31 protein-coding genes are annotated in these 26,546 nt (G+C 63.0%); 20 read left to right on the forward strand and 11 right to left on the reverse strand.

All coding sequences use genetic code 11. The features are described from left to right. Positions 1–69: 69 nt before the first annotated feature. Positions 70–1,548: an MFS transporter gene (locus ACFCW2_RS08785; RefSeq protein ID WP_379545727.1), complete on the reverse strand. Its 1,479-nt coding sequence runs from the start codon at positions 1,546–1,548 to the stop codon at positions 70–72. A gap of 248 nt (positions 1,549–1,796) precedes the next feature. Here ACFCW2_RS08785 and ACFCW2_RS08790 point away from each other — a divergent pair, with 248 nt between their 5' ends. The 3 genes from ACFCW2_RS08790 (at position 1,797) to ACFCW2_RS08800 (ending at position 5,145) form a co-directional block, all read left to right on the forward strand. Further along, complete coding sequence (locus ACFCW2_RS08790) at positions 1,797–2,990, forward strand: acyl-CoA dehydrogenase family protein (protein ID WP_379545728.1); 1,194 nt, start codon at positions 1,797–1,799, stop codon at positions 2,988–2,990. A 97-nt stretch (positions 2,991–3,087) separates the two neighbouring features. Next, positions 3,088–4,227 carry an acyl-CoA dehydrogenase family protein gene (locus ACFCW2_RS08795; protein WP_379545729.1) on the forward strand — a complete coding sequence of 380 codons (1,140 nt, stop codon included), beginning with the start codon at positions 3,088–3,090 and terminating at the stop codon, positions 4,225–4,227. Positions 4,228–4,338: 111 nt separating this feature from the next. Beyond that, complete coding sequence (locus ACFCW2_RS08800) at positions 4,339–5,145, forward strand: SDR family oxidoreductase (protein ID WP_379545731.1); 807 nt, start codon at positions 4,339–4,341, stop codon at positions 5,143–5,145. Positions 5,146–5,214: 69 nt separating this feature from the next. Here ACFCW2_RS08800 and gmk read toward each other — a convergent pair whose 3' ends face one another. The 3 genes from gmk to ACFCW2_RS08815 form a co-directional block, all read right to left on the reverse strand. Further along, positions 5,215–5,883 carry a guanylate kinase gene (gene gmk, locus ACFCW2_RS08805; protein WP_379545733.1) on the reverse strand — a complete coding sequence of 223 codons (669 nt, stop codon included), beginning with the start codon at positions 5,881–5,883 and terminating at the stop codon, positions 5,215–5,217. 62 nt (positions 5,884–5,945) lie between these two features. Next, complete coding sequence (locus tag ACFCW2_RS08810) at positions 5,946–6,353, reverse strand: hypothetical protein (protein WP_379545734.1); 408 nt, start codon at positions 6,351–6,353, stop codon at positions 5,946–5,948. A 59-nt stretch (positions 6,354–6,412) separates the two neighbouring features. Next, positions 6,413–6,916, reverse strand: a complete 504-nt coding sequence (locus tag ACFCW2_RS08815) for an SspB family protein (RefSeq protein ID WP_379545735.1) — start codon at positions 6,914–6,916, stop codon at positions 6,413–6,415. Between the two features lie 87 nt (positions 6,917–7,003). Here ACFCW2_RS08815 and hisB point away from each other — a divergent pair, with 87 nt between their 5' ends. The 14 genes from hisB (at position 7,004) to pal (ending at position 15,984) form a co-directional block, all read left to right on the forward strand. After that, entirely contained in the window at positions 7,004–7,597 is a 594-nt protein-coding gene (hisB, locus tag ACFCW2_RS08820; protein ID WP_379545737.1) for an imidazoleglycerol-phosphate dehydratase HisB, read from the forward strand. A 124-nt stretch (positions 7,598–7,721) separates the two neighbouring features. After that, positions 7,722–8,345, forward strand: a complete 624-nt coding sequence (gene hisH / locus ACFCW2_RS08825; RefSeq protein WP_379545738.1) for an imidazole glycerol phosphate synthase subunit HisH — start codon at positions 7,722–7,724, stop codon at positions 8,343–8,345. 10 nt (positions 8,346–8,355) lie between these two features. Then, complete coding sequence (gene hisA / locus ACFCW2_RS08830; protein WP_379545739.1) at positions 8,356–9,084, forward strand: 1-(5-phosphoribosyl)-5-[(5-phosphoribosylamino)methylideneamino]imidazole-4-carboxamide isomerase; 729 nt, start codon at positions 8,356–8,358, stop codon at positions 9,082–9,084. Positions 9,085–9,096: 12 nt separating this feature from the next. Then, positions 9,097–9,369, forward strand: coding sequence for a hypothetical protein (locus tag ACFCW2_RS08835; protein ID WP_379545741.1), 273 nt, complete (start codon positions 9,097–9,099; stop codon positions 9,367–9,369). Then, positions 9,366–10,136, forward strand: coding sequence for an imidazole glycerol phosphate synthase subunit HisF (gene hisF / locus ACFCW2_RS08840; RefSeq protein WP_379545742.1), 771 nt, complete (start codon positions 9,366–9,368; stop codon positions 10,134–10,136). Before ACFCW2_RS08835 ends, hisF begins: the two co-directional genes overlap by 4 nt. Before the next feature lie 80 nt (positions 10,137–10,216). Next, positions 10,217–10,402, forward strand: a complete 186-nt coding sequence (locus tag ACFCW2_RS08845; protein WP_379545743.1) for a PEP-CTERM sorting domain-containing protein — start codon at positions 10,217–10,219, stop codon at positions 10,400–10,402. 48 nt (positions 10,403–10,450) lie between these two features. Next, positions 10,451–10,765, forward strand: a complete 315-nt coding sequence (locus tag ACFCW2_RS08850; RefSeq protein ID WP_379545744.1) for a phosphoribosyl-ATP diphosphatase — start codon at positions 10,451–10,453, stop codon at positions 10,763–10,765. Continuing rightward, the gene (locus ACFCW2_RS08855; RefSeq protein WP_379545746.1) at positions 10,765–11,148 is read left to right on the forward strand and encodes a histidine triad nucleotide-binding protein; all 384 of its coding nucleotides are present in this window, start codon (positions 10,765–10,767) and stop codon (positions 11,146–11,148) included. The genes ACFCW2_RS08850 and ACFCW2_RS08855 overlap by 1 nt, the downstream gene beginning before the upstream one ends. 106 nt (positions 11,149–11,254) lie before the next feature. Beyond that, on the forward strand, positions 11,255–11,710 hold the full coding sequence (locus ACFCW2_RS08860; protein WP_379545747.1) for a YbgC/FadM family acyl-CoA thioesterase: 456 nt from the start codon (positions 11,255–11,257) through the stop codon (positions 11,708–11,710). After that, complete coding sequence (gene tolQ, locus ACFCW2_RS08865; RefSeq protein ID WP_379545748.1) at positions 11,710–12,417, forward strand: protein TolQ; 708 nt, start codon at positions 11,710–11,712, stop codon at positions 12,415–12,417. Before ACFCW2_RS08860 ends, tolQ begins: the two co-directional genes overlap by 1 nt. A 202-nt stretch (positions 12,418–12,619) precedes the next feature. After that, positions 12,620–13,057 carry an ExbD/TolR family protein gene (locus ACFCW2_RS08870; protein ID WP_379545749.1) on the forward strand — a complete coding sequence of 146 codons (438 nt, stop codon included), beginning with the start codon at positions 12,620–12,622 and terminating at the stop codon, positions 13,055–13,057. Between the two features lie 10 nt (positions 13,058–13,067). Continuing rightward, on the forward strand, positions 13,068–13,928 hold the full coding sequence (locus ACFCW2_RS08875) for an energy transducer TonB (RefSeq protein ID WP_379545750.1): 861 nt from the start codon (positions 13,068–13,070) through the stop codon (positions 13,926–13,928). A gap of 4 nt (positions 13,929–13,932) precedes the next feature. Then, the gene (tolB, locus tag ACFCW2_RS08880) at positions 13,933–15,357 is read left to right on the forward strand and encodes a Tol-Pal system beta propeller repeat protein TolB (protein WP_379545752.1); all 1,425 of its coding nucleotides are present in this window, start codon (positions 13,933–13,935) and stop codon (positions 15,355–15,357) included. 111 nt (positions 15,358–15,468) lie between these two features. Beyond that, complete coding sequence (gene pal / locus ACFCW2_RS08885) at positions 15,469–15,984, forward strand: peptidoglycan-associated lipoprotein Pal (RefSeq protein WP_379545753.1); 516 nt, start codon at positions 15,469–15,471, stop codon at positions 15,982–15,984. A gap of 62 nt (positions 15,985–16,046) precedes the next feature. On the opposite strand, the gene ACFCW2_RS08890 is transcribed toward pal, so the two are convergent. Beyond that, the gene (locus ACFCW2_RS08890; protein ID WP_379545754.1) at positions 16,047–16,250 is read right to left on the reverse strand and encodes a hypothetical protein; all 204 of its coding nucleotides are present in this window, start codon (positions 16,248–16,250) and stop codon (positions 16,047–16,049) included. Between the two features lie 124 nt (positions 16,251–16,374). Here ACFCW2_RS08890 and ACFCW2_RS08895 point away from each other — a divergent pair, with 124 nt between their 5' ends. Continuing rightward, positions 16,375–16,911: a J domain-containing protein gene (locus ACFCW2_RS08895; RefSeq protein ID WP_379545756.1), complete on the forward strand. Its 537-nt coding sequence runs from the start codon at positions 16,375–16,377 to the stop codon at positions 16,909–16,911. 7 nt (positions 16,912–16,918) lie between these two features. On the opposite strand, the gene ACFCW2_RS08900 is transcribed toward ACFCW2_RS08895, so the two are convergent. Further along, positions 16,919–18,763 carry a DUF1963 domain-containing protein gene (locus ACFCW2_RS08900; RefSeq protein ID WP_379545758.1) on the reverse strand — a complete coding sequence of 615 codons (1,845 nt, stop codon included), beginning with the start codon at positions 18,761–18,763 and terminating at the stop codon, positions 16,919–16,921. 141 nt (positions 18,764–18,904) lie between these two features. Here ACFCW2_RS08900 and ACFCW2_RS08905 point away from each other — a divergent pair, with 141 nt between their 5' ends. Beyond that, positions 18,905–19,963, forward strand: coding sequence for a fatty acid desaturase (locus ACFCW2_RS08905; protein ID WP_379545760.1), 1,059 nt, complete (start codon positions 18,905–18,907; stop codon positions 19,961–19,963). Here ACFCW2_RS08905 and purT read toward each other — a convergent pair. The 4 genes from purT to ACFCW2_RS08925 all read right to left on the reverse strand — a co-directional run bounded on the left by purT (position 19,960) and on the right by ACFCW2_RS08925 (position 24,778). Next, entirely contained in the window at positions 19,960–21,120 is a 1,161-nt protein-coding gene (purT, locus tag ACFCW2_RS08910) for a formate-dependent phosphoribosylglycinamide formyltransferase (protein WP_379548953.1), read from the reverse strand. The two genes, ACFCW2_RS08905 and purT, sit on opposite strands and share 4 nt — an antisense overlap. After that, a complete protein-coding gene (locus tag ACFCW2_RS08915; RefSeq protein WP_379545761.1) occupies positions 21,120–21,887 on the reverse strand; it encodes an SDR family NAD(P)-dependent oxidoreductase in 768 nt (255 codons plus the stop codon). Before ACFCW2_RS08915 ends, purT begins: the two co-directional genes overlap by 1 nt. Position 21,888: 1 nt before the next feature. Continuing rightward, entirely contained in the window at positions 21,889–23,220 is a 1,332-nt protein-coding gene (locus ACFCW2_RS08920; RefSeq protein WP_379545763.1) for a cystathionine gamma-synthase family protein, read from the reverse strand. Between the two features lie 145 nt (positions 23,221–23,365). Then, on the reverse strand, positions 23,366–24,778 hold the full coding sequence (locus ACFCW2_RS08925; RefSeq protein WP_379545765.1) for an SLC13 family permease: 1,413 nt from the start codon (positions 24,776–24,778) through the stop codon (positions 23,366–23,368). A gap of 127 nt (positions 24,779–24,905) precedes the next feature. Between ACFCW2_RS08925 and ACFCW2_RS08930 the strand changes: the two genes are divergently transcribed. Further along, positions 24,906–25,670, forward strand: a complete 765-nt coding sequence (locus ACFCW2_RS08930; RefSeq protein WP_379545767.1) for a hypothetical protein — start codon at positions 24,906–24,908, stop codon at positions 25,668–25,670. 259 nt (positions 25,671–25,929) lie between these two features. Here the strand turns inward: ACFCW2_RS08930 and infC are convergent, their stop codons facing one another. After that, positions 25,930–26,448, reverse strand: a complete 519-nt coding sequence (gene infC / locus ACFCW2_RS08935; protein WP_379548954.1) for a translation initiation factor IF-3 — start codon at positions 26,446–26,448, stop codon at positions 25,930–25,932. Positions 26,449–26,546 lie beyond the last annotated feature (98 nt).

The raw sequence follows: 26,546 nt of genomic DNA on the forward strand, positions 1-26,546 counted from the left end.
TGTGGGAGGACCGTGGCAGAGCGGATTGCCCGCGCCAAGCCCTCTTTTAATATGGGGTGCCCTGTTTTGCTAAGGGGTGATCGAGTGCCCGTCGGGATCGGCCCTGACGGCTGCATCGATGGGATTGTCTGCCGTGCCGGCCTGCCCGGCAGCCGCTTCCTTGGCCGCGATCCGGGTTTCGTGCTGTTCGCGGGTAATCGGGAACCGGGCCAGCCAGAACGCTGCCACCAATGCGAGCGCGGAGCCTGCGATCATGTAGATCATCGCGAGCTGGTTCACCGCGCCCTGCGCCACCTGATCCTGCGGCGTGCCTTGCTCGATCCCCAGCGATTGCACGATCAGGCTGGTCGCCAGAATACCGCCTGCAGTCGCGCATTTCTGGACCAGCCAGTTGCCGGAATAGAATGTCCCTTCGGCCCGCTTGCCGGTGCGTTCTTCAAACGCCTCGACAATTTCGGCGACCATCGAGGTGGCCGAGATAATCGCCACAATCGAGGCAGTATTGGCGAGGACCAGCGTTGCAAAAACGGCGGTGGTGGAAGCGCGGGTCCCCGTTTCCGGCCACAAGCCCGCCAGGAACAGGGCATAGGGCACGAAGTAGAAGACCATCGCCACAACCGCGCCGCCAGCAGCGGAATGGGGCTTCCCGAAACGCTTGTGCAGCGGCCCGACCAGCAGGAACATGGCGAACACGGAAATCGCCAGCACGGCAGGGTATAGCTGGAAGGCCAGATCGTCGAAGCGCCAGATGTAATTGTTCACATACAGCGTGATGGAGAAATTCATTCCCTGCCCGACATAGGCGGCCAGCCCGCCCGCGGCGAAGATCAGAAACGCTTTCTCCCGAAACGCATCGAAGATCTCCTGAAACGCGCCTGTGATGGAAAAGGGCGGCGGGCGGTGCGCGGGTAACTGCGCCACCACCCCATGCTGCCCCGCTGCCGAGCCGATCACGAAAACGGCCATCAGGACCGCGCCGACCAGCCCGAACATCGCATAGCCATCGGGCTGCAATTGCGCCTCTGGTGTCGGCAGGAAGAACGTGAAGGCCAGCACCATCATCATCATTCCGCCGAGCCACCCTGAAAGGAAGCGGAAACGGAACAGCGTGGTGCGCTCGTCATAATCGTCGGTCAGTTCGGGCACGAGGCTGACAGACGGCACTTCGCAAGCCGAGAGCAGCAGGCGCACTCCGACCGCCAGCGCCACGATTTCCCAGAACGTGGGCACACCGGTGAAGGGCGGCGACCACAGCAGCGTCCACATGAAGGCGAGCGGGATGGGCGCGATATAGAGCCATGGCAGCCGCCGGCCCCAGCGCGAATAGGTGCGGTCGGTCAGATGGCCGATTAACGGGTCGACAAAGGCGTCGATGACCAGCGCCGTGGCGAGCGCCGCACCGACCAGCCAGGCCTCCACCCCCAAAACCAGATTGTAATAGGGCAGCAGGAAAAAGCTGAAGCCGAGATCCTTGATCCCGAAAGCGACCGCGCCCGACCCATTGGTCAGTTTAAGCCACAGCGGCAATTTGCCTTTGACGAAGCCCACTAGGCGCGGCCCTTCGAGAATCTGACTGTCGTGGGTCTGCTGGCGCTGAATCGGCTCATCGATGCTCTCCCAAACACGGCTTCCTAGGGTAGGGCCAAGGCCACTCGCGTCAATGCAAACCGGCTGACGCTACGGCATTGCGGGGGCGTGAGGCTGGCCCCTTAAAGCGGCAAATCGGTCCTTGCTTGCAACCCACCATCTCCCATAACGTAAGCGTCAAGCACAAGAACATTCGAGGAGAGTCGGCCATGTCCGAATTGGAAGCATTCCGCAGCGAAACCCGCGCCTGGCTGGAGGCCAATTGCCCCGCCGAAATGCGCGAGCCGGTGCGCGACGAGGATGACATCTATTGGGGCGGCCGCAACGCCACTTTCAAGAACGACGCCCAGAAGGCATGGTTCGATGCCTGCGTGGAGAAGGGCTACACCGTGCCGGCGTGGCCAAAGGAATATGGCGGTGCCGGACTGAACCCTCCGCAGGCGAAGATCCTGCGCGAGGAAATGGCCCGCATCAGCGCGCGCTCTCCGCTCTCCAGCTTCGGTATCTGGATGCTCGGCCCCGCTTTGCTGCAATTCGGCACCGAAGGACAAAAACAGCGCTTCCTCAATGAAATCGCGCGCGGCGAAATCCGCTGGTGTCAGGGCTATTCGGAGCCGGGCAGCGGGTCCGACCTCGTCTCGATGCAAACCTATGGTGAAGACAAGGGCGATCACTGGGTCATCAATGGCCAGAAGATCTGGACCTCCTACGCCGACGCCGCCGACTGGATTTTCTGCCTTGTGCGGACCGACAAGGAGAACAAGTACAAGGGCATCACCTTCACCCTGTTCGACATGACTTCCGGTGGCGTGACCACAAAGCCGATCAAGCTGATCAGCGGCAGCAGCCCGTTCTGCGAGACGTTCTTCGACGATGTCTCGGTTCCCAAATCCTATGGCGAAGATTGCCCCGCCTATGTCGGCGAGATTAATCGCGGTTGGGACGTGGCAAAATATCTGCTGGGCCACGAGCGCGAGATGATTTCCGGTGCTGGCGGGGGCGAGAACACCACCACCATCGGCGCGGCCATGAAGCGGCGCGCGGCCAAAGAAGGCGGCGAACTCGATCCCGTATTGCGAGCCGAGCTGGCGCAGTTCGATGTCGATGCGCTGGCCTATGCGGCGATGGGCGAGAAATTCCTCGACGAGATCAAGGTCGGCAAGGCGCACCCCGCGCAGCCGAACATGATGAAATATGTCGGAACGGAGCTGAACAAGCGGCGGCACGAGCTGATGATGTCGGCCGGTGGCAGCACCGCGCTGGAATGGGACAGCGAAGAAACCAGCGGCGGCAAGCAGCCGCGCGGCTGGCTGCGCACCAAGGCAAATTCGATCGAGGGCGGTACCAGCGAAGTGATGCTGAACGTCATTTCGAAGCGCATCCTTGAGTTGCCCGATAGCTAAACAAAGGCGTCGTCCCAGCGAAAGCTGGGACCTCGTGCCGCCAAGTCCGACCTAGAACATCGAGATTCCAGCTTTTGCTGGGACGACGGAGATCCGAATGCCACTGTATCACAACGACGATCAGGCGATGCTCGCCGACAGCGCCAGCCAGTTCATGGCCGAGGAAGGCGCGATTGCCAAACAGCTGCGCCACTGGCGTGACCGCGATTGCAAGGACGGGTTCGGCCACGGCCTGTGGAAGCAATTCGGCGAGATGGGCTTCACCGGCATTCTGGTGGACGAGGATGATGGCGGGCTGGGCATGGGCCATGTCGAGGCGGGCATCGTGCTGACCGAAATCGGTCGCAATCTCACGCCGTCGCCGTTCCTCACCAGCGGCGTGCTGGCGGCGACTGCTCTGAAGCACGGCGCCAGCGATCTGAAAGGCCGCTATCTGCCCGGCCTGATTTCGGGCGAGCATGTCTTCGCTGTCGCAGTGGATGAAGGCGGCAAGCACCGCCCCGAGCGGATCGCGACCAAGGCCGAGAAATCGGGCAATGGCTTCAAGCTATCGGGGCAGAAGGACTTCGTAGTCTACGGCGCCAGCGCGGACATGCTGGTGGTCGCCGCGCGGACTTCGGGTTCGGACGATGATGCGGACGGCATCACGCTGTTTGCGGTGTCCAAGGATGCGGAGAACATGTCGCACAATTCAGTGCGGCTGGTGGACAGCTCCATGGCTACCCACACCAAATTCGACGGTGTGGAGCTCGATGGCGATGCGGTAATCGGCGAAGTCGATGGCGGACGCGAAATCCTGAATGCGATGCTGGATGCAGGCCGCGTCGGCTCGGCGGCAGAGGGCTGCGGGGTCGCTGCCGGTGCGTTCGACATGACGGTCGATTATCTCAAACAGCGCAAGCAGTTCGGCAAGCTGATCGGCGAATTTCAGGCCCTTCAGCACCGCGCCAGCCACCTCTATTCGGAAGTCGAGATCGCCCATGCGGTGACGATCAAGGCGCAGCAATTGCTCGATGGCGGTTCGGAGAAAGCCTCGCTGATGGTTTCGGTCGCCAAGGCCAAGGTCGGCAAGGCCGCCAGCCTGTCGGTCAAGGAAGGCGTCCAGATGCATGGCGGCATCGGGATGACCGACGAATACGATATCGGCCTGTATATGAAGCGCGACCGGGCGCTGCAGGAATTCCTCGGCGATCATTACTACCACACCAGCCGCGTGGCGGAATTGTCGGGGTACTAGGACGATACACTCAAAAGTTCCGTCATCCCCGCGAAAGCGGGGACCCAGCATGGCTGGATGCACGGACAAAACTGGGTCCCCGCTTTCGCGGGGATGACGAAGGATTGAAAAATGGACCTTACTTCACTTTTCTCGCTCGAGGGCCGCGTCGCTCTCGTCACCGGTGGCAGCCGCGGCATTGGTAAAATGTTCGTCGAGGGCCTGCTCGCCGCAGGGTGCGCCCGGGTCTATATTTCGGCCCGCAAGGTCGAGCAGATGGAGGCCACGGTCGAGGAATTCGGCGCCGACAAGGTGATCGGTATTCCGGCCGACCTGTCGCAGATGGACGGGATGCAGCATCTGGTGGACGAGCTGGCCAAGCGCGAAAGCAAGCTCGATATTCTGATCAACAATGCTGGTGCGGCGTGGGGTCAGGACTATCTGGAGTTCAGCGAAGCGGGCTGGCATCGGACGATGGATTTGAACGTCAAAACGCCGTTCTTCCTCACCCAGAAACTGCACACCCTGCTCACCGCAGCGGCCAGCGAAGCGCGCCCTGCAAAGGTGATCCACGTGTCATCGATCGATGGACAGCGGATCAATCCGTGGGAAACCTATGCCTATCAGGCATCGAAGGCAGCCGTGATCCAGCTCACCCGCCGGATGGCCGCGCGGCTAATCCAGGACAACATCGTGGTCAGCACGATTGCGCCGGGAGCCTTTGCCTCTGAAATGAACAAGGCGGCAAAGGATGCGCCCGACACTTCGGCATCGGGCATTCCAGCCAAGCGCATCGGCACGGCAGAAGATATGGCCGCTGCGGCGATCTATCTGTGCAGCCGGGCAGGGGATTACGTGGTCGGCGAAACGCTCACCGTGGATGGCGGCGTGGTCAATGCGCACTTGCCCAGCCACTTCGCCAATCCCGGCGGGGGCTAACGGCAGCTCAAAGATATTTGAAAGGGCCGTCGGAGGGATCCGGCGGCCCTTTAGTTTTGGCGGGCAGGGTCAGACCGTGAGTTCGCGCACAAACGGGATCAGGCCCGTCTGGCGGGTGCGGCGCATGCGTTCGGCATTGAGGATTTCGCTGACCTTGGCGAAACAGGCCTCCAGATCGTCATTGATAACCACGTAGTCATATTCGGCCCAGTGGCTGATCTCTGCCTTGGCCCTTTCCATACGGGAATCGATGACATCGGCGCTGTCGGTGCCGCGGCCTTCCAGCCGTTCCCGCAGTGCTTCGATGCTGGGCGGCAGGATGAACACGCTGACCGTGTCTTGCTGGTCCTTCTGGTACAGCTGCTGCGTGCCCTGCCAGTCGATATCGAACAGGAAATCCTGCCCGTCTTTCAGCGCGTTACGGATATGGCCCTTGGGCGTGCCGTAGCGGTGGCCGAAGACATGCGCCCATTCGTAGAAATCGTCTTCCTCCACCATCCGGTCAAACGTCGCATCATCGACGAAGTGATAATGGACGCCCTCGACCTCGCCTTCGCGGGCAGGGCGCGTGGTGGCGCTGACCGAGAGTTTGATCTCGCTGTCGGCGGCGAGCAATTTGCGCGCAATCGTCGTTTTGCCCGCGCCCGAGGGGGAGGACAGGATGAACATCAGGCCCCGGCGATGGAGCGTATCCTGGTGGTCTGGTGCGGAGGGATCGGCGCTGTTCATACTGGTCATGGGCGCTCATGCCCCCAGCGCCTCTCGCAAATCAAGGGCGGGCGGGCCGCAATCGGCGAATGCTAGTCGTTTTTTGCCTGCTCACGCAATCGCCGGTCGCCCCTCAGGCGAGCGCGGCGTGCCCGGCCCTTGTCGAACAGCGTCTTGGCCAGCATGCCTCCACTGACAAGGACGGCACCGGGCAAAGACCGCGTGGCAAGCTTGGCCAAGGCAAAGCTGGTGAGCGTCTTCTTGACCGAACGGTTCGACACAATTTCCGAGGCGGTTTCGGAGCCGTAGCGGCCCTTCAAAAAACCCTTCTCGACCGCAGAGCGCAGGATTGTGGTTCCGGCGCGCATGGCAACATCGGCCATGATCAGATTGGTTTCCGGATCGCTGCTGGGCCCGGGCACGCGCTCGCGGCGGCCACGCGTTCTCTTGCGCGCGGCATCGACCGCATCGGCACCATATTCTTCCACATGTTTGACCATACCGGCCCCCTGATGCTGCCCTTCTACGGGCGCGCGCCAGTCCGCCAATCGGCTGGCGCCTAATTCTTGCGGCCGAAATCGACCGTGACGACATTCGATCCGTCATCGCTGTCTGTAACGGCCGGATGTTCGCTGCGTTCCGCTTCGTCATTCTCCGGCGCGTCGTGCTCTTCCGGCGTCATATCCGCCACAGTGGCCTGAAACTGCAGCCCGAAATCGACCGCCGGATCAACGAAAGCCGTGACCGCTGCGTAGGGAATATCCAGCTTGGCCGGCATCTGGTTGAAGCTGAGGCCGACGCTGAATCCTTCGTCGGTGACCACCAGATCCCAGAACTTGTTCTGCAGGACGATGGTCATCTCGTCGGGGAACCGCTCCTTCAGATGCGACGGAATGGACACGCCAGCCGCGCCGGTCTTGAAGGTGATGTAGAAGTGATGATCGCCGGGCAGCTCGTTCGGCCCCTTGGCGATCTCTCCCAGCACGCGGCCGACCACGGCGCGCAGCGCTTCCTGTACGATCTCGTCGTAGGGGATCAGGCTATCGGGTGTCTCGTCACTCATAACGCGCTGACAAGTGGCGCTGGCAGGCGCGTGGGTCAAGCAGGAATGCTTGCCAGTGCCCACGCTTCGCCTATATCGCGCTGCGTTATGCGAACAGGCCGGATCACCCGCGACACTGCGGAAACCAAAATCGCTATCGAGGTCAATCTCGATGGCACGGGCACCTATGATGTCAGCACGGGGATCGGCTTTCTGGACCATATGGTCGAGCAGTTTTCGCGCCATTCGCTGATCGATGTGACAATGAAGGTCGATGGCGATCTGCATATCGACCAGCATCATACCACCGAAGACAGCGCCTTGGCGCTGGGGCAGGCGCTGGTCGAGGCGCTGGGCGACAAGGCGGGGATTGGCCGCTACGGATCGGCTTATTCCCCGATGGACGAGACGCTGTCGCGCGTGGCGCTGGATATTTCCGGGCGGCCCTATCTGGTGTGGCGGGCCGGGTTCACGCAGGAAAAGCTGGGCGAATGGGACACCGAGCTGATCGAGCACTGGTTCCATTCGGTTGCGCAGACCGCCGGGCTGACGCTGCATATCGAACTGCTTTACGGACAGAACAATCACCATATCTGCGAGAGCATCTACAAAGGCTTCGCCCGCGCCATGCGGCAGGCGGTGGAGCGCGATCCGCGCAAGGGTGACGCGATACCCAGCACCAAGGGCCAGCTGGGTGGGTGAGGATAAGGGACCGGCTGCACAGCAGCCGCAAGGGCGACTGCCCGCCCGCAGCGACGCGATCGAAGATCGCATGAGCAAGGATTTCGCGCGCCGGATGGCGTGCGGAGGACGGAGGCAATCGTAGATGGCCTCCGGACAAGAAGTTGCGCTGATTGATTACGGCGCGGGCAACCTTCATTCGGTCGAGAACGCATTGCGGGCAGTGGGCGCGGATGTGGTGGTGACTGCGGATATTGCGGTAGTCGCTTCCGCGAGCAGAATAGTCCTGCCCGGTGTCGGCTCGTTCAAGGCGTGCATTGATGGGCTGACGGCAATTGAGGGGATGGCTGAAACGCTGGATACGCGTGTGTTTCGCGATGCAGTGCCTTTTCTCGGCATCTGTGTCGGCATGCAATTGATGGCCGAATACGGGTTGGAGCACGGCACATTCAAAGGGCTCGGATGGGTGTCCGGCAGCGTGAAACCTCTCACCGCTTCGGAGTACGTCAAAGTGCCGCATATGGGCTGGAACACCGTGGAGCCGGTCGGCGCAGGGTCGCTGATTGAGCCGGGGGAGGCGTATTTCCTGCATTCTTACGCCTTCGAATCCGCGCAGACGCCCGATAGCGTGCGCGCGGTGACGGATCATGGCGGGCCTGTCGTCGCCGCGATACAGGAAGGCACGGCGCTGGGCGTGCAGTTCCATCCCGAAAAGAGCCAGAAATACGGGCTCGACCTTCTCTCGCGTTTTCTGGAGTGGCGACCTTGAGGAATTTGGCATGATCGTCTTCCCCGCAATCGATTTGAAAAACGGCGAAGTCGTGCGGCTGGCCGAGGGCGATATGGACCGCGCAACGGTCTATGGCGACGATCCCGCCGCGCAGGCCATGCTGTTTGCAGAAGCGGGCGCGGAGCATCTCCACGTGGTCGATCTGGACGGCGCGTTCGCGGGCGAGAGCCGCAACCGCGAAGCGGTCGAAGCGATTGTCGCGCAGTTTCCCGGCCATGTGCAACTGGGGGGCGGCATCCGCGAACGGACGGCCGTGGATGGCTGGTTCAATCTGGGCGTGTCCCGCCTAGTGATCGGCACCGCTGCGCTCAAGGACCCGCAATTCGTCAAGGACATGGCGCGCGAATATGCGGGCGGCATCGTGGTTGCGGTCGATGCGCGGGACGGGATGGTCGCGACCGAGGGCTGGGCGGAAGTCTCCGATGTGCCCGTGCGCGATATGGCCCGCAGGTTCGAGGATGCGGGCGTTGCCAGCCTGCTGTTCACCGATGTCGGGCGCGACGGAATGCTGACTGGCTGCAATATCGACGCCACCGTCGATCTCGCGCAGCAGAGCGACCTGCCGGTAATCGCCAGCGGCGGGGTGAAGGGGCTGGACGATATCCACATGCTGACCCTGCAGGCGCATCACGGTATCGAAGGCGTGATTACGGGCCGCGCAATCTATGACGGACGGCTCGATCTGGCGACAGCACTGGCGATGGCGGCGAGGGCCTGAGCCATGCGCCTGATGGGTTTCCTCTTCTTTGTCCTGACGTTTCTTGCCGGAGTGACCATCGGCACGGTGGAAATCGCGCTGATCAACGGGGTGGTGTTTCTGGTTCTGGCGCTGCTCGTGGTGCGCTTCGTGCCCGCTGCGTGGTCGCCCTACGGCGTGCCTTTCGCGATGACGGGCGCGTTTATTGTTTCCGTTTTTGTGCCCTATACGCTCATCACATTCCTGTTGGGCGAGGATTGCCCGGGCGGGACGTGCACAGTCACAATTGAGGCTCCTGTCCAATGACCGTCCGCATCCGCGTCATTCCCTGCCTCGATGTGGCCGATGGCCGCGTGGTGAAGGGCGTGAACTTTGTCGATCTGAAGGACGCCGGCGACCCGGTGGAGCAGGCGCAGGCCTATGATGCGGCGGGGGCTGACGAGCTGTGCTTTCTTGATATCTCGGCCACGCATGAAGGGCGCGGGACGCTACTCGACATGGTCCGGCGCACGGCGAAGGTGTGCTTCATGCCACTGACTGTCGGCGGCGGGGTGGCGAGCGTGGAGGATGCGCGGGCGCTTCTCTTGGCGGGCGCGGACAAGGTCGCGGTGAACAGCGCAGCGGTCAAGCGCCCCGAACTGGTCGCGGACATTGCCGAGCGGATGGGCAGCCAATGCGTGGTCGCCAGTGTCGATGCGCGGCGCACTGCTCCCGGCCAATGGGAAATCTTTACCCATGGCGGACGCAAGGCTACCGGTGTGGATGCGCTCCAACATGCGCGCCGCCTCGCAGAACTTGGCGCAGGCGAATTGCTGGTCACGTCGATGGATGGCGACGGCACCAAAGCGGGCTACGATCTCGATCTCACCCGGCGGATTGTGGATTCGGTCGATATTCCGGTCATCGCCAGCGGCGGGGTCGGCACGCTCGACCATCTGGTGGAGGGCGTATCGAAGGGCGGGGCCAGCGCGGTCCTTGCCGCGTCGATCTTCCATTTTGGCGAATATACCATTTCCGAAGCCCATCAGGCACTCGGCAAGGCGGGTTTTCCGGTGCGCAAACCCGTTATGTAAATTGATGTGTCCGGTTCCATTGCGGGACGCCGCCTCCGCCGCGATTGCTTATTAACGCAAAAGCGCGTTTTTCTGCGGCCATGAAACTGGCCCTACCGCTTCTTACGACCGCCATCGCGTGGTCGGCACCGGCATATGCAAACGGGGGCACCGCCGTGCCGGAGCCGTCGAATCTGGCGCTGTTCGGCATCGGACTGGCCGGACTGATTATCGGCCGGCAGGTTGCGAGGCGCCGCGCGGACAGCGAAGCCGACGGCGAAGAATAACTCTGCCCGCTTGACGCAAACCGGCCTGCACCTTCATGGCCGTGCGTCATGGATACGCTCAACCGACTTGAAAAAACCATCGCTGCACGGCGCAGCGCGGACCCTGACAGCAGCTATGTCGCGCAGCTGACCGCACGCGGCCGCCCGGTGATGGCGCGCAAGCTTGGTGAGGAAGCGGTCGAAGCGGTAGTCGCGGGCCTGTCCGGCGATAAAGCCGAACTGGTGGGTGAAAGCGCCGATGTTCTCTTCCACCTGATGGTCCTGCTGGCCGATTGCGATATTCCCTTTGCCGATGTGCTGGCAGAGCTGGACCGGCGCGAGGGCCTGTCGGGCCTGGAGGAAAAAGCGGGAAGGAGCGCATAATGCCGATCGACGCCACGCAGCCTTATGATGACGAAAACATCTTCGCCAAAATCCTGCGCGGGGAAATCCCCTCGACCAAGGTGTATGAGGACGAATGGGCCTTAGCGTTCGAGGATATCAATCCGCAGGCCGAGATACACACTCTAGTGATCCCCAAGGGGTGCTATGTCAGCTGGGACGATTTCAGCGCCAATGCCCCCGATGAAGAGATCGGCGGTTTCATTCGCGCAGTGGGCCATGTCGCGCGGGCCAAGGGGCTGGTCGAGCCGGGATATCGCCTGATGGCCAATATCGGCGCGCATGGCGGGCAGGAAGTGCCGCATCTGCATGTCCATATCTTTGGCGGACAGCCTCTGGGGCCGATGATAATGCGCCGGGGTTAGCCCCTGAGGTTAGCATCACTTCACCGGTTTCGTCGCAAGCGAGAGTCGCTTGGTCGGTTTCGATTGCCTGTCTGCCACGCGCTCCGCTAAAGAGTGACGTCACACAATGAGCATTCAACCGCATCCCCCCGGCGGCCTCTTCGACGGTCCGCTCCACCTTTATGCGGTGCGCGTCTATTACGAGGACACGGACCTGTCCGGCATCACCTATCACGCAAATTATCTGCGCTGGTTCGAACGGGCGCGGTCCGATGTGCTGCGTTTGCTGGAAATCGACCAGCGGGCGGCGATCGAGCAAGGTGAAGGCGCGTATGCTGTGGCCGATGTGGCGCTCAAATATCTGCGCCCGGCGAAGCTCGACGATGATATCGTGATCGAAACGCGCTGCACCGATATCAAGGCAGCGTCGGTAAAGATGAACCAGCGCGCCATGCGCGGCGACGAAGCGCTGTGCACGGCGCAGCTGCGCATCGGCTTCGTTGCCTCCGATGGCCGACCGCGCCGCCAGCCCCAGCACTGGCGCGATGCCTTCCACACAGTTTTGACCGAGGAAAACCCCTGATGAATCTTCTCGCCGCCACTGCTTCCGGTGTTGCTGCCGCGCCAACCCGGCTGGACCCGCTGGAGCTGTTTCTGGACGCGGATATCGTGGTGCAGGCCGTTATGGTCGGACTGCTGCTGGCCTCTGTCTGGAGCTGGATGATCATCATCAGTTTCGGCCTGCGCATCGCCGGTGCCCGCCGCCGCTCGAAAAAATTCGAGGCCGAGTTCTGGAAGGCCGACGATTTCGACAGCGTGATGAGGGGCAATAAGGGCAAGGACATCCCCAGCGCGCGGGTGGCCAGCGCGGCGATGCTGGAATGGAAACGCTCGACCAAGGGCGGCCTCAAAGACCGTGACGGCGCGCGCCAGCGGATCGCCAGCGCGATGGAAAGCCAGGTGGCGACCGAGGCCGATGATCTGGCGGACCGGCTCGGCTTTCTGGCGACAACCGGTTCGGTTGCGCCGTTTGTAGGGCTGTTCGGCACGGTTTGGGGCATCATGAACAGCTTCTTCCAGATCGGCGCGCAGGAAAGCTCCTCGCTCGCCGTGGTCGCGCCGGGTATTTCCGAGGCTCTATTCGCCACCGCCATCGGCCTGTTCGCGGCCATTCCCGCAGTGATTGCCTACAACCGCTTCTCGGGCTCGGTGAATACGTTCGAGGCGCGGTTGCAGCGCTTCGCAGACCGGTTCCACGCCAATCTCAGCCGCGAGCTGGAGCGGGTGTGATGGGGGTGTTTTTGCGCTCACAGAGGCACAGAGGCACAGAGGGGGTGTCTCTCCGCCGACAGGCGGCTCCAAACCGCCAAACCTTTCTTCGCTCGCTTCTGTCGCAATTTGATGGCGGCTTCGCCGCAGACGCAACTTCTCTGTGCCTCTGTGCCTCTGTGAGCGCCAATAATCTCAGCCGCAGCCAAGCGGGAACACGCTGATGGCTATGGGTCTGCAATCAAGCCGCCGCGGCCGCAATTCGCGCCGTGCGCCGATGTCCGAAATCAACGTGACGCCGTTCGTCGATGTCATGTTGGTTCTGCTGATTATTTTCATGGTCACCGCGCCGCTGCTGACCGCCGGTGTGCCGGTCGATCTGCCGGACAGCCGGGCCAATGCCCTGCCGCAGGAAAGCGAGCAGGTGACTGTGTCGATCCTGCCCGACGGGACGATCTATCTCGATGAAGACCCGCTGGTGCCTGGAACCTTTGCCAATGCTCTGGCGGCGCTGGGCGTGGAGGGTGACCGCCCGGAAGTGACACTGCGCGCCGACCGCACGCTCGATTACGGGCTGGTGATGGGCGTGATGGGAGAGCTGAACCGCGCCGGCTTCAACTCCATTTCGCTGGTCACCAACGGTTCAGTCGAGCAGCCATAGCAGTTTACACATGGGTACATCTGCCTCTTCCTTTCCTCTGCGCGGTGACGAAGCCGGAGCGCTGATCGGGGCAGGGGTGCTGCATGCGGCCCTGATTGCCGTGTTGCTGCTGCAGCCCGAAGAACGCACGCCGCCGCCGGAGCCAGAGCGCGTGGTGGTCAATTTGGCCGAAGAGGTCGGCATGACCTCCACCGCGCCTAACCCGGTTCCGGTCAGCCGGGCTGCCCAGGCCCCGACCCTGGCGGATCGTCCGGCACCGCCTGTGCCCACCGCTCTGCCGGAATTGACCCGGCCCACCACGCCAACTGTGCAGACGCCATCTCCGCCGCGCGCGCAGCCAAGGCCTCGTCCGGCGCGCACTGAGGCCCCCAGACCGCGCCCGACCCGCGCCTCGCGTCCCGCGCCAGCGCCCACCCGCGCCGCCGCACCGCGCCCGCGCCCGACGCAGGCACCTGCCCGCACAGGCGGTAGCCGCATTGGCAGCGACTTCCTGCCGGGCGCTGGCACCAGCACGACCAGCACGGAAACCAGAACGCCCGCTCGCACTTTTGGGGCGTCCGAGCGCTCTGCGCTTGTGTCGGCCATCAATCGGCAGCTGAAACCGCATTGGCAGGGCAAAGTGCCCCAGGGACTTGATGCGGAGCAATTGGTGACGGTGCTGACATGGGAACTCAATTCCGATGGATCGCTGCGCGGGCGGCCCCGCGTGGTGCGCCAATTGGGCATTACCGACGCCAACCGTGCGCAGGCCGGTCGCCATGCCGAGGTTGCCATCCGGGCGGTACAATTGGCTGCGCCTTTCAACCTGCCCGACGAATTCTACGATCAATGGAAACGCATAAGCGATTGGCGCTTCGACAGAAGGCTCTGAACCGATGAAGATTGCTCTCCTCTTTGCTCCTTTGCTTGTGCTGGGTGCGCCCGCAATCGCGCAGGACCTTGCGCAGCCTGCCCCTGTCTCTCAGGCAGCGGTGGAAGATATCTCCATCGAGGGTGATGATGCGGACGGCGATACAGGCGCCGATACCGGAGGCGGCCTCTCGGGCAGCGTCACCGACGAATCGAGCTGGGACGATCTGGGCATTGCGATTCCCGCCTTCGCCGCCGACCGCGATGTGCCGACGGCGGCCAATTCCGGCGGCACGGCGGCTTTGGGTGTGGAGCTGGCCCGCGTCATCACTGCGAATCTGCGCAATAACGGATTGTTCGAGCCGACCGGCCCTGACGCTCTGCCGCGTCCGACCTATGCGCAAATCACCGATCCGGCGTGGTCGACTTGGGAAAACCGCGGCGCCGAAATGCTGGTCCACGGTTATGTGCGCGCGCAGCCGGACGGGCGGCTGGTGGTCGGTTGCTATCTTTATGACATGGCGCTGCGGGACGAACTGGATCGCTCCGGCTGGATCGTGCAGCCGGGTGACTGGCGGCGCGCGGCGCACAAATGCTCCGACCTCGTCTATTCGCGCCTGACCGGCGAGGATCCGTTCTTCGACAGCCGCATCGCCTACATTGCGGAGACCGGCCCCAAGGGGAACCGCGTCAAGCGGCTGGCGGTGATGGACAGCGACGGAGCCAATCACCGCTTCCTGACGCTGGGCAGCTCCACCGCGCTGACGCCCAAATATTCGCCCAATTACCGGCAGTTGCTCTATCTCAGCTATGTCGATGGCAATCCGCGGATCTACATTTACGACATCGATTCAGGCCGCCAGCAATTGGTGACGCAGAGCAGCAATCCGACCTTCGCGCCGCGCTGGTCGCCCGATGGCCGCTGGATCCTGTATTCCATGGCGGTGAACGGCAACACGGACATTTACCGCGTCTCCAGCAGCGGCGGGCCGAGTGTGCGGCTGACCGATGCTCCCGGCATTGATATCGGCGGGTCCTATTCCCCCGATGGCAGCCGGATCGTGTTCGAAAGCGACCGTTCTGGCAGCCAGCAGATTTATGTGATGGACGCCAACGGCACCGATCAGCGCCGCCTGTCTTTCTTCGGCGGCCGGGCGGCCACGCCGGAATGGAGCCCGCGCGGCGACCAGATCGCGTTCACTTACATCCCGGGCGACTTCAACATTGCGGTGATGAGCCCCAATGGCCGCAATTTCCGCAAGCTGACCAATGCGTGGCAGGACGAAGCCCCGACATGGTCGCCCAATGGCCGGATTATCCAGTTCTTCCGGACAGAGCGCAATTCGGGTAAAACCTCGATCTACCAGGTCGATCTGACCGGCGAGAACGAGCGCCGTTTGCCGACCCCCGTGAACGCCTCCGACCCGGCATGGGGACCCATCCTGCCCTGAGTGCGTTCTTTGAAAGGGGCCGCGAAGCCCAAAATGGAACAGGCGCGAGGATAATGCGCACAGTCCCAAGAAGGTCGCGTAATAGACGTTTGTTAAAGTGAGGAGCTATCTATGACACTGCGAACTGCCTCCGCCTTCCTGCTTGCCGGATCGCTCGCGCTTGGCGCGTGTGCGAAGCAGGCCCCCGAAGATCTGCCGCCGCCGCCGGTCAATCCGAATACGGGTGGCGGGTCTGTCGATACCGGTCCCGCTGTACCCGGTGTGGGCACCAACGAGCATTTCGTTGCCGGCGTGAACGGCCAGAACATCATCTTCTTCGACACCGACCGCTACAATATCGACAGCGCCGATGCCGCCGCCCTGCAGACGCAGGCGCAGTATCTGAGCCAGTATCCCAGCGTAACCGTCACGATCGAAGGCCATGCCGACGAACGCGGGACACGCGAATACAACCTCGCACTGGGTGAGCGGCGCGCGAATGCGGCGAAGAATTACCTGACATCGCTCGGCATCGCGGCGAGCCGCGTCTCGACTGTCAGCTATGGCGAGGAACGCCCCTCGGCACTGGCATCGACACCGGAAGCATGGGCGCAGAACCGCCGCGCGGTGACGATTGTGGTGAACTGATCACCGGTCACAAGATTGAGGACAGCGGAAAGGCCCTGCCATTGCGGCGGGGCCTTTTTCGTTCAGTCGACCAGAATGGTCGGGGCGGGAAAGACCATGCCCGCTGGCGCGCTGTTCGGGGCAGGCGCACCAATGCCCGATGTCAGCGCGAACAGCGCCATGGCGGCGATGCTGGCGAAGGCAGAAACGGACAATTGCTTACTCATAATGGGCTTCTCGCCATCACTGGTGTTGGGCTTGATTTCGATCGTCGCGATAGCGCCCATCAGTGAACGTATCGTTGCAATGCAACATTTCAACTTGCAACTGGTTCCCATGGGTTCCCACGAAAGGCAAATTCTCCTAGATCGGACGCAATGATTTCCCGACCAACAGCATACGAGACGGCCCTTGGCTAAGGGTGGCCGCTCCAATGACTGGGGTTTTCCCCGCTGGCGCCCCTATGGGTCGAGCCGCGAAACTGTGGCCCAGCGCGAATGCGACCGGCATGGATGCAGCGAGGCGGGCCTGTGCCCCGCGCCCAAATCTCCCAACAGCCCCGACCGGTGGTATTTCTGCCAGAAGCACGCGGCGGAATACAACAAGGGCTGGGACTATTTCGAAGGTCTGGACAAGGAACAGGCCGCCGAGCGCAAGCGGACCGAGCAGCGCGACGCCAATGCCTATACCGAGGCATCGCATTACGGCTGGGCCGGCAGCGGCGATGGGACATGGTCAGCCGACGAGCTGATCGCACTGGAAGTGCTGGAGCTGGAACCCGACACCGACTTCGAAACGATCAAACGTGCGTTCCGGGTGAAGGCGAAATCCGTCCACCCCGATGTGAAGCCGAATGACGAGGAAGCGGCCAAGGAATTCCAGAAGATCCAGGTCGCCTACGAAGTGCTGAAAGCAGGCGAAGAACGGCGCAGCTGGAAGGGCTCCTGATCGCCGCTTAGTACCCGCTCAGCACAGAAACCACCTTGTCGAACCGGCCTGCTTCCAGGTCCTCCGGCGTAATCAGATATTGCAGCACGCCTTCGCCGAAATGGTGCTCCGGCCCGTCATAGCCGGTCAGCTCCAGCAGCAGGACGTGGGTGTCGAGATATTCCTCGACATAGCCCTGCACGAAGCTGGGCGGGCCGAACATGTGGTTGGGCGTGGGCGCGTGGATGGTGCGAACACGCTCTAGCTTGCCTGCCTCCTTCATCTTCATCCAATCGTCTCGCGTCCCGTGCTTGGCCGCGTCGTGATATTCGTCATGCATGTAGTCGCTGGCGAAGACATGGCGTTCCATCGCCTTGTCGACCCACTCCTGCGGAACGGAAGAGAGGCCTTCGCTGCTGACGCCGAGGCTGAGATCGACGCAGGTCTCGACCGTCTTGTCGAACCCGAGACGGATGAAATCCTTGCGCTCATCCTGCCATTCCCAGACTTGGTCGGCGAGGTCTTGCGGCACCTTTCCGCCAATCGGATAACTGCAGGCGAAGAGGTAGAGCTCCTTTGCCTCTTCATACCACGCGTCCAATTTCGCCTTCTTTTCCTCCTCGGACAGATCCTTGAAGAGGTAGGTGTTGAAGCGTTTGCCGGGTCGGGTCTCCTTAAGCATGCTCGCCGCCAAGATCCGGATCGCGCCGAAATCGTGCGGGAAGGCAGCGAAGGGGCGGCCAAATTCGGCATGTGGCGCGTCAATATCGCGAACCGGACCATCCTGCGCGCCGGGATGCTGCGCGGCGAACTGCGCGTCGGCGATCCATTTTTCCGCCCAGAACAGGCGGTCGGCTTCTTCCGGATCGAGTTCCGGCATGGGGTAATCGATGGCAACCGGAGTGAAGGGGAAGCGGGGCATCAGGCGCGGGACATAGCGGTCGGCGTCGTCCACATTGTTCGTCGTGTAGGCGATCTGCCATGCGCCTTCTTTGCCGAACAGCGGGCCGAGATCCTCGGGCGGTTCGACCGGTGCCCAGCCATCGGTCGGCCCGGCATGATGCACAAAATGGTGGCCCTCGATGAAATCCTCGTGGTTGCCCCAGTCGAGATTGAGGAAGCAGTAGAGCACGCCGTCTTTCGGCATCAGGCCGGTCGCATCGAGCGGAGCAAGCTGGGCGCAATCCCACTGCATGACAAAAGTGAGCGGCGGACCTTCGCTGCCACGTCCGCGCGGCCAGACGAAATCCGTGGGGCCAAAGGGCTTACCGCCATAATAGGACAGGCCGTCCTCCGGCCCGCCGGGAAGCGACTGGCGGAACAGGATGGTTTTCTTGCGCGCGTTGTCCAATACAGGCGGCAGCGGCTCGCCCGATGGCGGGGGCGGCATGTTAGCCTCGATGATCGCTGAAATCATGTCGAGTTCATCCGACTGCGAAGGCGTTGCCGGTTTGATTTTCGATCCTGATGCTAACCCAGCGACGGCCGCAGCGGCACCGGCGGCAAACGCGCTGACGACCGGTGCATTGTTTTCTTGCGTTGCGCCGTTGTCAGCCGCTCTAACCAGCGGGCGGCGGCGCACTGCATCGACCGAAGTCGGGAGAAGGGGATCGCTTTGTGGTTCGGCGGCGGCGCTGGCTTTCGCATCTCGCACGAAGACAAACAGCGAAAGTCCCAGCCCGATCAGCGCAAAAAGCGCTGCCCCGCCAAACTGTCCGAACGGCCCTGTACCCACTGCAACTACGGAGCCGAGAATGCGGGTCCCTCGGCCCATCGGTTCGTCATATCCATCGTAAAAACCGGCTGGAAAATCGAGCAGCGCGCTGATCGCAAGAATGCCGAACAGCAACAGGATAGGAAGGGTTTTTGCCACGTCATTTGTCTCCGTAGGCACACGCACAAACGCCGCATGTCGCGCGCAGGACTAGCCAAAAGGCGCTAAAGAATGGTCAATTGTGGAGAAAATCCTGCGCTTGGTCGAACGCGCGCAGGGCAATGGGTGACAAGTTAACCCATGGCGCGTACCTCCGCAGACAGCATGAACGAGCAAACCCCCGCTTCGCCCGATCCGCGCCAATTGGCCCGCGATCTGAAACATTTCATGACGCCGCGCACCGGTCGCGGCACTTGGGAACTTGGCTCAACACTGGCGGCTTTTCTGGCGCTGTTTACAATATTGCTGTTCGCAGTGGGCGCGGGGTACTGGTGGGCACTGATCGGCACACCGGTGGCCGGGATGCTGCTGCTGCGGCTGTTTATCATCCAGCACGATTGCGGCCACGGATCGTTTTTGCCCAGCAAGGCGTGGAACGACTGGATCGGGCGCTCGCTCGGCGTGCTGACCTTCACGCCCTATGATTGCTGGCGACAGTCCCACGCCATCCACCATTCCGCGACGGGCAATCTGGACCGGCGCGGCTTTGGCGATGTCGACACGCTGACGGTGGAAGAATTTGACCAGAAAAGCGCGACGGGCCGCCTGCTCTATCGCATCTACCGCCACCCGCTGATCCTGCTGGGGCTGGGCCCGGCCTATCTGTTCCTTCTGCGCCACCGACTGCCGATCGGGCTGATGAAAGAGGGTGCGCGATACTGGGTCAGCGCGATGGCCACCAATGCTGCTATTGCCGGGATTGCCACCGGCCTGATCTATGCGTTCGGTGTCGCCGTGGTGGCGGCGGTGTTCTTCCCCGTGATCCTGACGGCGGCCACCGTGGGCGTGTATCTGTTCTACATCCAGCACCAGTTTGACGGGGCCAAGTGGGAGCGCAAGGCCGACTGGTCGTATCACGAGGCGGCGCTTGGCGGCAGTTCATACCTGCATCTGCCGCAGCCGCTGCGCTGGTTCACCGGCAATATCGGTGTGCATCATGTGCACCATCTGGCCAGCACTATTCCGTTCTACCGCCTGACCGAAGTGATGCGGGAGCATCCGGGCCTTAGCGAAGTGAACCGGTTCCGCGTGCGCCAGAGCTTCCGCGCGCTGCGTCTGGCGCTGTGGGATGAGGAAGAGCGGCGTCTGGTGACCTTCCGCGAGGCCAAGCTGCGCCGCGCACAGATGGCGGCAGCTTAGTCGCCGTAAGTGATCGATACCGTTTCGGCGGCTTTTGCGGCTGCCTCGCGCGCGGCATCGGTATCGCCAGCCGTGGCCAGCGCGACACCCATGCGGCGATACGGGCGGGTCACCGGCTTGCCGAATATCCGCACATCCGCGCCTTCTGCCATGGCCTCGGCCAGTCCGGAGAAGCCGAATGCCTCGCTGTCCCGGTCCGCCAGAATGACAGCGCTGGCGGCGGGCCGGGCACGGATATGATCGGGCACCGGAAGGCCCAGAATCGCGCGGGCGTGCAGGTCGAATTCATTGAGGTTCTGGCTGACCAGCGTGACCATGCCGGTATCGTGCGGGCGCGGGCTGAGTTCTGAGAAGATCACCTCCTCGCCTTTTACGAAGAACTCGACCCCGAAAAGGCCATACCCACCCAGATTGTCGACCACCTTGCGGGCCATGTCCTGCGCCTGCGCGATGGCGGTGCCGGACATCGGGGTAGGCTGCCAGCTCTCTCGGTAATCGCCGCGTTCCTGCCGGTGGCCGATGGGCGGGCAGAAGGTGACGCCGTCCTTGTGGCGCACAGTCAGCAGGGTGATTTCGTAGTCGAAGTCGATAAACCCCTCGACGATCACCCGCGCCCGGTCGCCGCGCATTCCGGCGCAGGCATAGTCCCACGCGGCTTCCAGCTCATCGGCTGAGCGAACCGTGCTCTGGCCCTTGCCGCTGGAGGACATGACCGGCTTGATGACGCAAGGCAGGCCGGTGACTTCGGCAGCGGCGCGCACTTCGTCCAGACTCTCGGCGTAGCGATAGGTGCTGGTCCGTACGCTCAGATCCTGCGCCGCCAGATCGCGGATGGCGTCGCGGTTCATGGTCATCTGCGTGGCGCGCGCGGATGGCACCACATTGACGCCAGACGCTTCCAGTTCGGCCAGCACTTCGGTGCGGATCGCCTCGACCTCGGGCACCACATAATCGGGCCCGTGCCGCTCGATCACGGCGCGCAGGGCCTCACCGTCGAGCATGGAGAAGACTTCCGCTTCGTCTGCCACCTGCATCGCAGGCGCGGCGGCATAGCTGTCGCAGGCCACCACGTAAGCGCCCAGCCGCTTGGCCGAGATCACAAACTCGCGGCCCAGTTCGCCCGAGCCGAGCAGCAGGATTTTCGCGGTAAACGCCATTAGTGGTTCCACCATGCGCGGTCGTTATAGGGCCGCAGATCCAGCTCGTGCGTCCAAGCATTCTTCGGCTGGTGCGCCACGTGGTAATAGGTGTCGGCGAGGGCAGCCGGGTCCATCATCCCGTCCGGCCCGCGCGTGGATTTGTACTCGGCGTATTTGTCGGCGAGGATTTTGCCCAGCGTGTCGGGTGCATCGACCGGCCCGTCGATCAGGATATGCGCAACGTGAATGCCCAGCGGCGCGTATTGCGCATTAAGCGACTGGCACAGCATCCGCCGCCCGCCCATCGCCGCCGCGTGGCTGTGCTGCCCCGCATTGCCGCGCATGGCGGAGGTTGCGCTGGTGACCAACAGCGTGCCCTTACCGCGCTCCTGCATCTTGGGCATCAGCACCTTGGCCAGCCGGAAGAGGCCATAGGTGCCCAGCCGCCAGCCCAGCTCGAAGGTCTTGTGCGGCGTGTCCTCCAACCGGCGGTCCCCGATCTGCGCGCCGAGATTATAGAGCGCGCATTCAATCGGCCCGATCTCCGCTTCCGTTTGCTCGACCAGCGCCTCGATGGAGCCGTCTTCGGCGGCGTTCATCAGCGTGCCGGTCGCGCTGCCGCCTGCGTCCTCGATATGGTCGATCCAGCGCTGCAAGCCCTCCTTGTCGGACCGCCGCGCCATCACCGAATGGTAGCCACCCGCCGCAAAGCGCACCGCACAGTTCGCGCCGATTCCGGCACCCGCTCCGATGACTAGGAAGACGGGCTTGCCCGGCACGCTCACGTCAAACCGCCTCCAGCGCCTGCTCGAAATCGGCGATCAGGTCGTCGGGGTCTTCGATGCCGATGCTGATCCGCACCAGCGCGTCGGTGATGCCGAGTTCCTGCCGGCGGCCATGCGCGACCGAGAGGTGCGTCATGCTGGCCGGGTGGCTGGCGAGGGTTTCGGTCCCGCCGAGGCTCACGGCCAGCTTGGCGACTTTCAGATTGTCGAGGAAGCGGAAGCATTCCTCCTCGCCGCCTTTCAGGAACAGCGAGAAGGTGCTGCCTGCGCCGAGGCAATGCCGGTCGTAGATGTCCTGCTGACGCGCGTCCTTGATCATGCCGAGATAGCCGAGCCCGTCGACCTTCGGATGTTTGGCGAGGAAGTCGCAGACCTTCGCCGCGTTCTCGCCCGCGCGCTGCATCCGCAGTTCGACGGTTTCGAGGCTGCGGCACAGCATCCAAGCGGTGTTGGGATCGGCGATGCCGCCCATCGTGTTGCGCAGCGCGCGGATGGCATCGATGAACCGCTTGGGCCCGGCGACGCTGCCCGCGACGAGGTCGGAATGCCCGCCGACATATTTGGTCAGGCTGTAAACCACGAGGTCTGCGCCATGCTCCAGCGGACGCTGCCACAGGGGGCCAAGGAAAGTGTTGTCGATCGCGATCGGGCAATGGTCGGCGTCGAAATGCGCATCGCGCGCATCGCGCACGGCCTCGATATCGACCAGCGCGTTGGTCGGGTTGCCCGGGCTTTCGAGATAGATCAGCGGCACCTCGCCGCCCTGCGCCTCGGCCTGCGCCTTGGCCTTGACCATCACCGCGTCCAGCTCCTCGCGGCTCGCACCAGCGGGGAAGTCGATATAAGTCACGCCGTATTTCGCCATGGTCTTGGCGACAAAGCCTTCCGATGCGGCGTAAAGCGGGCCGGAATGGACGATCACATCGCCCGCCTTGCACGCGGCCAGCATCAGGATGGCGATGGCGGTCATGCCGCTGGAGAAGCTGAGCGCCTCTTCCGCGCCGTCCCAGATGGCGAGGCGATCTTCGAGGATTTCCTGATTGGGCCCGTTGAAGCGGGAATAGACCAGCCCGTCCGCGCCGCCGGGGCGCTGACCGGTGATGCCTTCGAAATGCCGCTTGCCCGCAGCCGCGCTTTCAAAGGCGAAGGTGCTGGTGAGAAACACCGGGCTTTTGAGCGAGCCTTCGGACAGGGCCGGGTCGAAGCCGTGGCCCATCATAAGCGTGGAGGGCTTCAATTCGCGGCCGCCGATTGTGGTCACTTCTGGCTTGGGATTGCGGCGCGGGGTCGGCTGTTCGGGCGCGGAATCGGCGGTGGTCGGTGTGTCGGTCATGGGAATGCTTCCTGTGTCTCGTGCTCCCAGGAAGGCAGGAGCTGCTGATCGCACCGCAGGGGCATCCCGCTCCTAACCTCCGCAGGAGCGCATCTCCACCGGGCGCGCTGTGATGACGGGCAATTATCGCGTCAGCGGCGGCGGTTCAAGCGACCAGAGCCGCAACCATCCACACGCCTGCGACAATCAGGCCGATGCCGATGATGTCGAGGATGAAGCCGGCCCCGACCATGCGCTGGATCTTGATCCTGCCGGTTGACCACGCGATGGCGTTGGGGCCGGTCCCGGCGGGGAGCATGAAGCCCCAGCTGGCCGCGAGTGCGGCGGGCATGGCCAGCAGGATCGGGTCTGCGCCCAATGCGACGACAAGGCTTGCCACCACCGGAATAATCGCGCTGGCGGTGGCGACATTGCTGGCGAATTCAGTGATCAGGATCACCATGGCGACAAGGGCGAGGGCGACGAGCACCAACGGCACGGTCTCCAGCACCAGCAGCGCATTGCCGAGCCATTCTGCGAGCCCGCTTGCGCCCATGCCGGCGGCCAGCGCCAGCCCTCCGCCGAACATCATGATGACGCCCCACGGCGCGCGGTCGGCCTCTTTCCAGATCAGCAGCGGGCGGCCGGTGCCGTCGGGGATCAGGAACAGCGCGAGGCTGGCGATGATGGCGATGGTCCCGTCGGTCCAGCTGCCAGCGGGCATGTAAGGCGCGACCAGCAGGCGCGTCATCCATGCGAGGAAGGTGACGGCCACCACCGCGAGCACGCGTTTCTGCGGGGTGCCAAGCGGGGCGGCGTCCGTAATCGTTGCGCGCGCCGCAGCCACGTCGAAGGGGTGGGCGGCGACCTTCTGGACCCTGGCAATAATGAAGGCCGCAACCGGCACGCCGACGATCACGATGGGCAGGCCGTAGAGCATCCACTCGGCAAAGCTGATCTGCACGCCGATGGTGGTCTCCAGCAGGCCGACCGCAATGGCGTTGGTGGGGGAGCCGACCAGCGTGCCAAGGCCGCCAATGCTGGCGGCGAAGGCAATGCCCATCGGCAGCGCGCCGTACAATCCCTCTGTCGTTTCCGTATCGGTGCCGCCTCCGGCGAGAACCGCCAGCGCCATCGGCATCATGATGAGCGAGGTGGAGGTGTTGGAAATCAGCATCGACAGGATCGCCGCGCTGGCCATGAAGGCCACCAGCAGCCCCGCCTGCCCACCGCGCCCGCCAAGCGCTGTCAGAATTCCAACCGCCAGCCTTTTGTGCAGCCCGGTGCGCTCGATCGCCAATGCCAGAAACGCTCCGCCCAGCAGAAGGAACAGGATCGGCGAATAATAGGTGCTCGCCGTGGTCCGCGCATCGCTCACCCCGGCAAAGGGCAGGACGAGGAACGGCATCAGCGCCGTGGCTGTCAGCGGGATCGCCTCGGTCATCCACCATGCCGCCATCAGCACAACAAGGCCCGCCACAATCAGCCCTTCGCGGCTCAGTCCCTCCGGCGTCGGTGCAAGGCAACCCAGCGCCAGAGCAAGCGCGCCAACAATCAGGCCGATGGTTTTTGCAGTCATTTTCAGCGCCTCTCCCCACCCGTGCTTCAACCACAGCTTGCGCCGATGTGAAAGGCCGCTTTCCACATGGTGAACCGTGTGATCAGCGATTGCTCACCGATCGAATGTTATTGCATGGGAGTTGTATATGAAACGCGCTCTATCTCTGCCCGCAGTAGGCCTCGCCGTACTTGCCGTTGCCGCGAGCGCACAGGGCTATCCTGCGGCGCGGCCCTATCCCGGTGTTGGGACTCCGGTGGTGATGCCTCCAGCGGCGGCGCCCCGGCCGGCGGCGGAGCCTGCGCGGCAAAACTTCTCAGGCCCGGCTGCCAATGCGGCGAACTGGGAAATCGGGCCGATCATCCGCGGGCGCAGCCGTTCGCCCGGAATGCCGCTAAGGCCGACTCCTCTGCCTGATGCCAGCGCCGGGGCGTGGAGCTTCGACATTCCTTATCCCGCACCCCGCGCAGGCCATGTGCATTACATTACCATGCCCGTTGGTCCACTGGATGAAGCACGCAAGATTACAATGACTTACCGGATCGATGCAGCACCCGGCACGCAGTTTCATCCGCAGGAATATCCCGGCACGCCGGGCACGATGTCGCTCTATTTCCAGGTGCGCGGGGACAACTGGACGGCGCGGGACCAATACCGCTTCGCCCGCTGGTATGCGCCATGGGACAAGGTGATGCGGCTGGAGCCCGGTACCCACACGGTCAGCATCGACATGGACGAGAACTGGATCGCCGTAGTCGCGTTCAGCCGCGAGACCGCGCCGGACGAGTTCCGCCGCGCGCTAGCCAATGCCGGGCGGATCGGCTTCACCTTCGGTGGCAAAGGCGGGCGCGGGCACGGGGTCTACGCCACCGGGCCTGCGCGTTTCACTCTGCTGGATTTCCGCCTGGAATAAGACTGAGCGCTACCGCCCTTTTGGCGGCGCGTCGTAATCGAGCGTGGCCTCGGCTCCACCCGAAAGGGGCGGACCCTTGGGTCCGGGCGGGTCGGCAGGCATGCCGCTGCCGGGGGGCAGAGGCTCTTCGGGTGGCTTCTTCCTTGCGGCATCACGACCGAGCCAGCGGTCGAATTTGGCGAACCAGCCCCCTTCGCTCCGCGTGCGCGTCCTGATCAGGGGCTTTCGATAAGTCTCCGGCCCGCTCAATCCCGGCCCCTCATTTCGGCGCCAGCACCATAAGCATCTGGCGGCCTTCGAGGCGCGGGAAGGCTTCGACCTTGGCCGTTTCTTCCATATCGTCACGAACGCGGTTGAGCAGGTCCATGCCGAGATTCTGGTGGGCCATTTCGCGCCCGCGGAACCGCAGCGTCACCTTCACCTTGTCACCATTGTCGATGAACTTGTTCACGTTGCGCATTTTCACATCGTAGTCGTGCACGTCGATATTCGGACGCATCTTCACTTCTTTGATGTCTTGCGTTTTCTGGGTCTTGCGCGCCAGATTGGCCTTTTTCTGAGCCTCATAGCGATGCTTGCCCACGTCGAGGAACTTGCACACTGGCGGGTTCGCATTGGGCGAAACCTCGACCAGATTCAGGCCGGCGGCTGCCGCCTGCTCGATCGCTTCATTGGTAAACATAACGCCGAGATTTTCGCCTTCACCGTCGATGACGCGGACTTTCTCGGACTGGATGAACTGGTCGTAGCGTGGGCCGCTCTTTGTCGGCGGCTGCAGGGAACGACGGGGTGGACGAGCTATGGGGCGATTCCTTTATTTTGCTTAAGTTGAACCGCCTATGTAGTGCGAAAATGCGGTCCTTGCTAGGTCCGTAT

The organism is Qipengyuania algicola, from assembly GCF_042492175.1.
In the GTDB taxonomy this organism is placed as follows: domain Bacteria; phylum Pseudomonadota; class Alphaproteobacteria; order Sphingomonadales; family Sphingomonadaceae; genus CAJXSN01.

Coding starts and splice junctions, on each gene's coding strand:
- ACFCW2_RS08845 (WP_379545743.1), top strand. CDS start 10,217: ATGAAACTGGCCCTACCGCTTCTTACGACCGCCATCGCGTGGTCGGCA.
- ACFCW2_RS08920 (WP_379545763.1), bottom strand. CDS start 23,220: ATGACCGACACACCGACCACCGCCGATTCCGCGCCCGAACAGCCGACC.
- ACFCW2_RS08800 (WP_379545731.1), top strand. CDS start 4,339: ATGGACCTTACTTCACTTTTCTCGCTCGAGGGCCGCGTCGCTCTCGTC.
- ACFCW2_RS08790 (WP_379545728.1), top strand. CDS start 1,797: ATGTCCGAATTGGAAGCATTCCGCAGCGAAACCCGCGCCTGGCTGGAG.
- ACFCW2_RS08930 (WP_379545767.1), top strand. CDS start 24,906: ATGAAACGCGCTCTATCTCTGCCCGCAGTAGGCCTCGCCGTACTTGCC.
- ACFCW2_RS08875 (WP_379545750.1), top strand. CDS start 13,068: ATGGGTACATCTGCCTCTTCCTTTCCTCTGCGCGGTGACGAAGCCGGA.
- ACFCW2_RS08925 (WP_379545765.1), bottom strand. CDS start 24,778: ATGACTGCAAAAACCATCGGCCTGATTGTTGGCGCGCTTGCTCTGGCG.
- pal (WP_379545753.1), top strand. CDS start 15,469: ATGACACTGCGAACTGCCTCCGCCTTCCTGCTTGCCGGATCGCTCGCG.
- ACFCW2_RS08870 (WP_379545749.1), top strand. CDS start 12,620: ATGGCTATGGGTCTGCAATCAAGCCGCCGCGGCCGCAATTCGCGCCGT.
- tolB (WP_379545752.1), top strand. CDS start 13,933: ATGAAGATTGCTCTCCTCTTTGCTCCTTTGCTTGTGCTGGGTGCGCCC.
- ACFCW2_RS08860 (WP_379545747.1), top strand. CDS start 11,255: ATGAGCATTCAACCGCATCCCCCCGGCGGCCTCTTCGACGGTCCGCTC.
- hisF (WP_379545742.1), top strand. CDS start 9,366: ATGACCGTCCGCATCCGCGTCATTCCCTGCCTCGATGTGGCCGATGGC.
- hisB (WP_379545737.1), top strand. CDS start 7,004: ATGCGAACAGGCCGGATCACCCGCGACACTGCGGAAACCAAAATCGCT.
- gmk (WP_379545733.1), bottom strand. CDS start 5,883: ATGACCAGTATGAACAGCGCCGATCCCTCCGCACCAGACCACCAGGAT.
- ACFCW2_RS08855 (WP_379545746.1), top strand. CDS start 10,765: ATGCCGATCGACGCCACGCAGCCTTATGATGACGAAAACATCTTCGCC.
- ACFCW2_RS08850 (WP_379545744.1), top strand. CDS start 10,451: ATGGATACGCTCAACCGACTTGAAAAAACCATCGCTGCACGGCGCAGC.
- ACFCW2_RS08795 (WP_379545729.1), top strand. CDS start 3,088: ATGCCACTGTATCACAACGACGATCAGGCGATGCTCGCCGACAGCGCC.
- hisH (WP_379545738.1), top strand. CDS start 7,722: ATGGCCTCCGGACAAGAAGTTGCGCTGATTGATTACGGCGCGGGCAAC.
- ACFCW2_RS08890 (WP_379545754.1), bottom strand. CDS start 16,250: ATGGGCGCTATCGCGACGATCGAAATCAAGCCCAACACCAGTGATGGC.
- ACFCW2_RS08905 (WP_379545760.1), top strand. CDS start 18,905: ATGGCGCGTACCTCCGCAGACAGCATGAACGAGCAAACCCCCGCTTCG.
- purT (WP_379548953.1), bottom strand. CDS start 21,120: ATGGCGTTTACCGCGAAAATCCTGCTGCTCGGCTCGGGCGAACTGGGC.
- tolQ (WP_379545748.1), top strand. CDS start 11,710: ATGAATCTTCTCGCCGCCACTGCTTCCGGTGTTGCTGCCGCGCCAACC.
- ACFCW2_RS08835 (WP_379545741.1), top strand. CDS start 9,097: ATGGGTTTCCTCTTCTTTGTCCTGACGTTTCTTGCCGGAGTGACCATC.
- ACFCW2_RS08810 (WP_379545734.1), bottom strand. CDS start 6,353: ATGGTCAAACATGTGGAAGAATATGGTGCCGATGCGGTCGATGCCGCG.
- hisA (WP_379545739.1), top strand. CDS start 8,356: ATGATCGTCTTCCCCGCAATCGATTTGAAAAACGGCGAAGTCGTGCGG.
- ACFCW2_RS08815 (WP_379545735.1), bottom strand. CDS start 6,916: ATGAGTGACGAGACACCCGATAGCCTGATCCCCTACGACGAGATCGTA.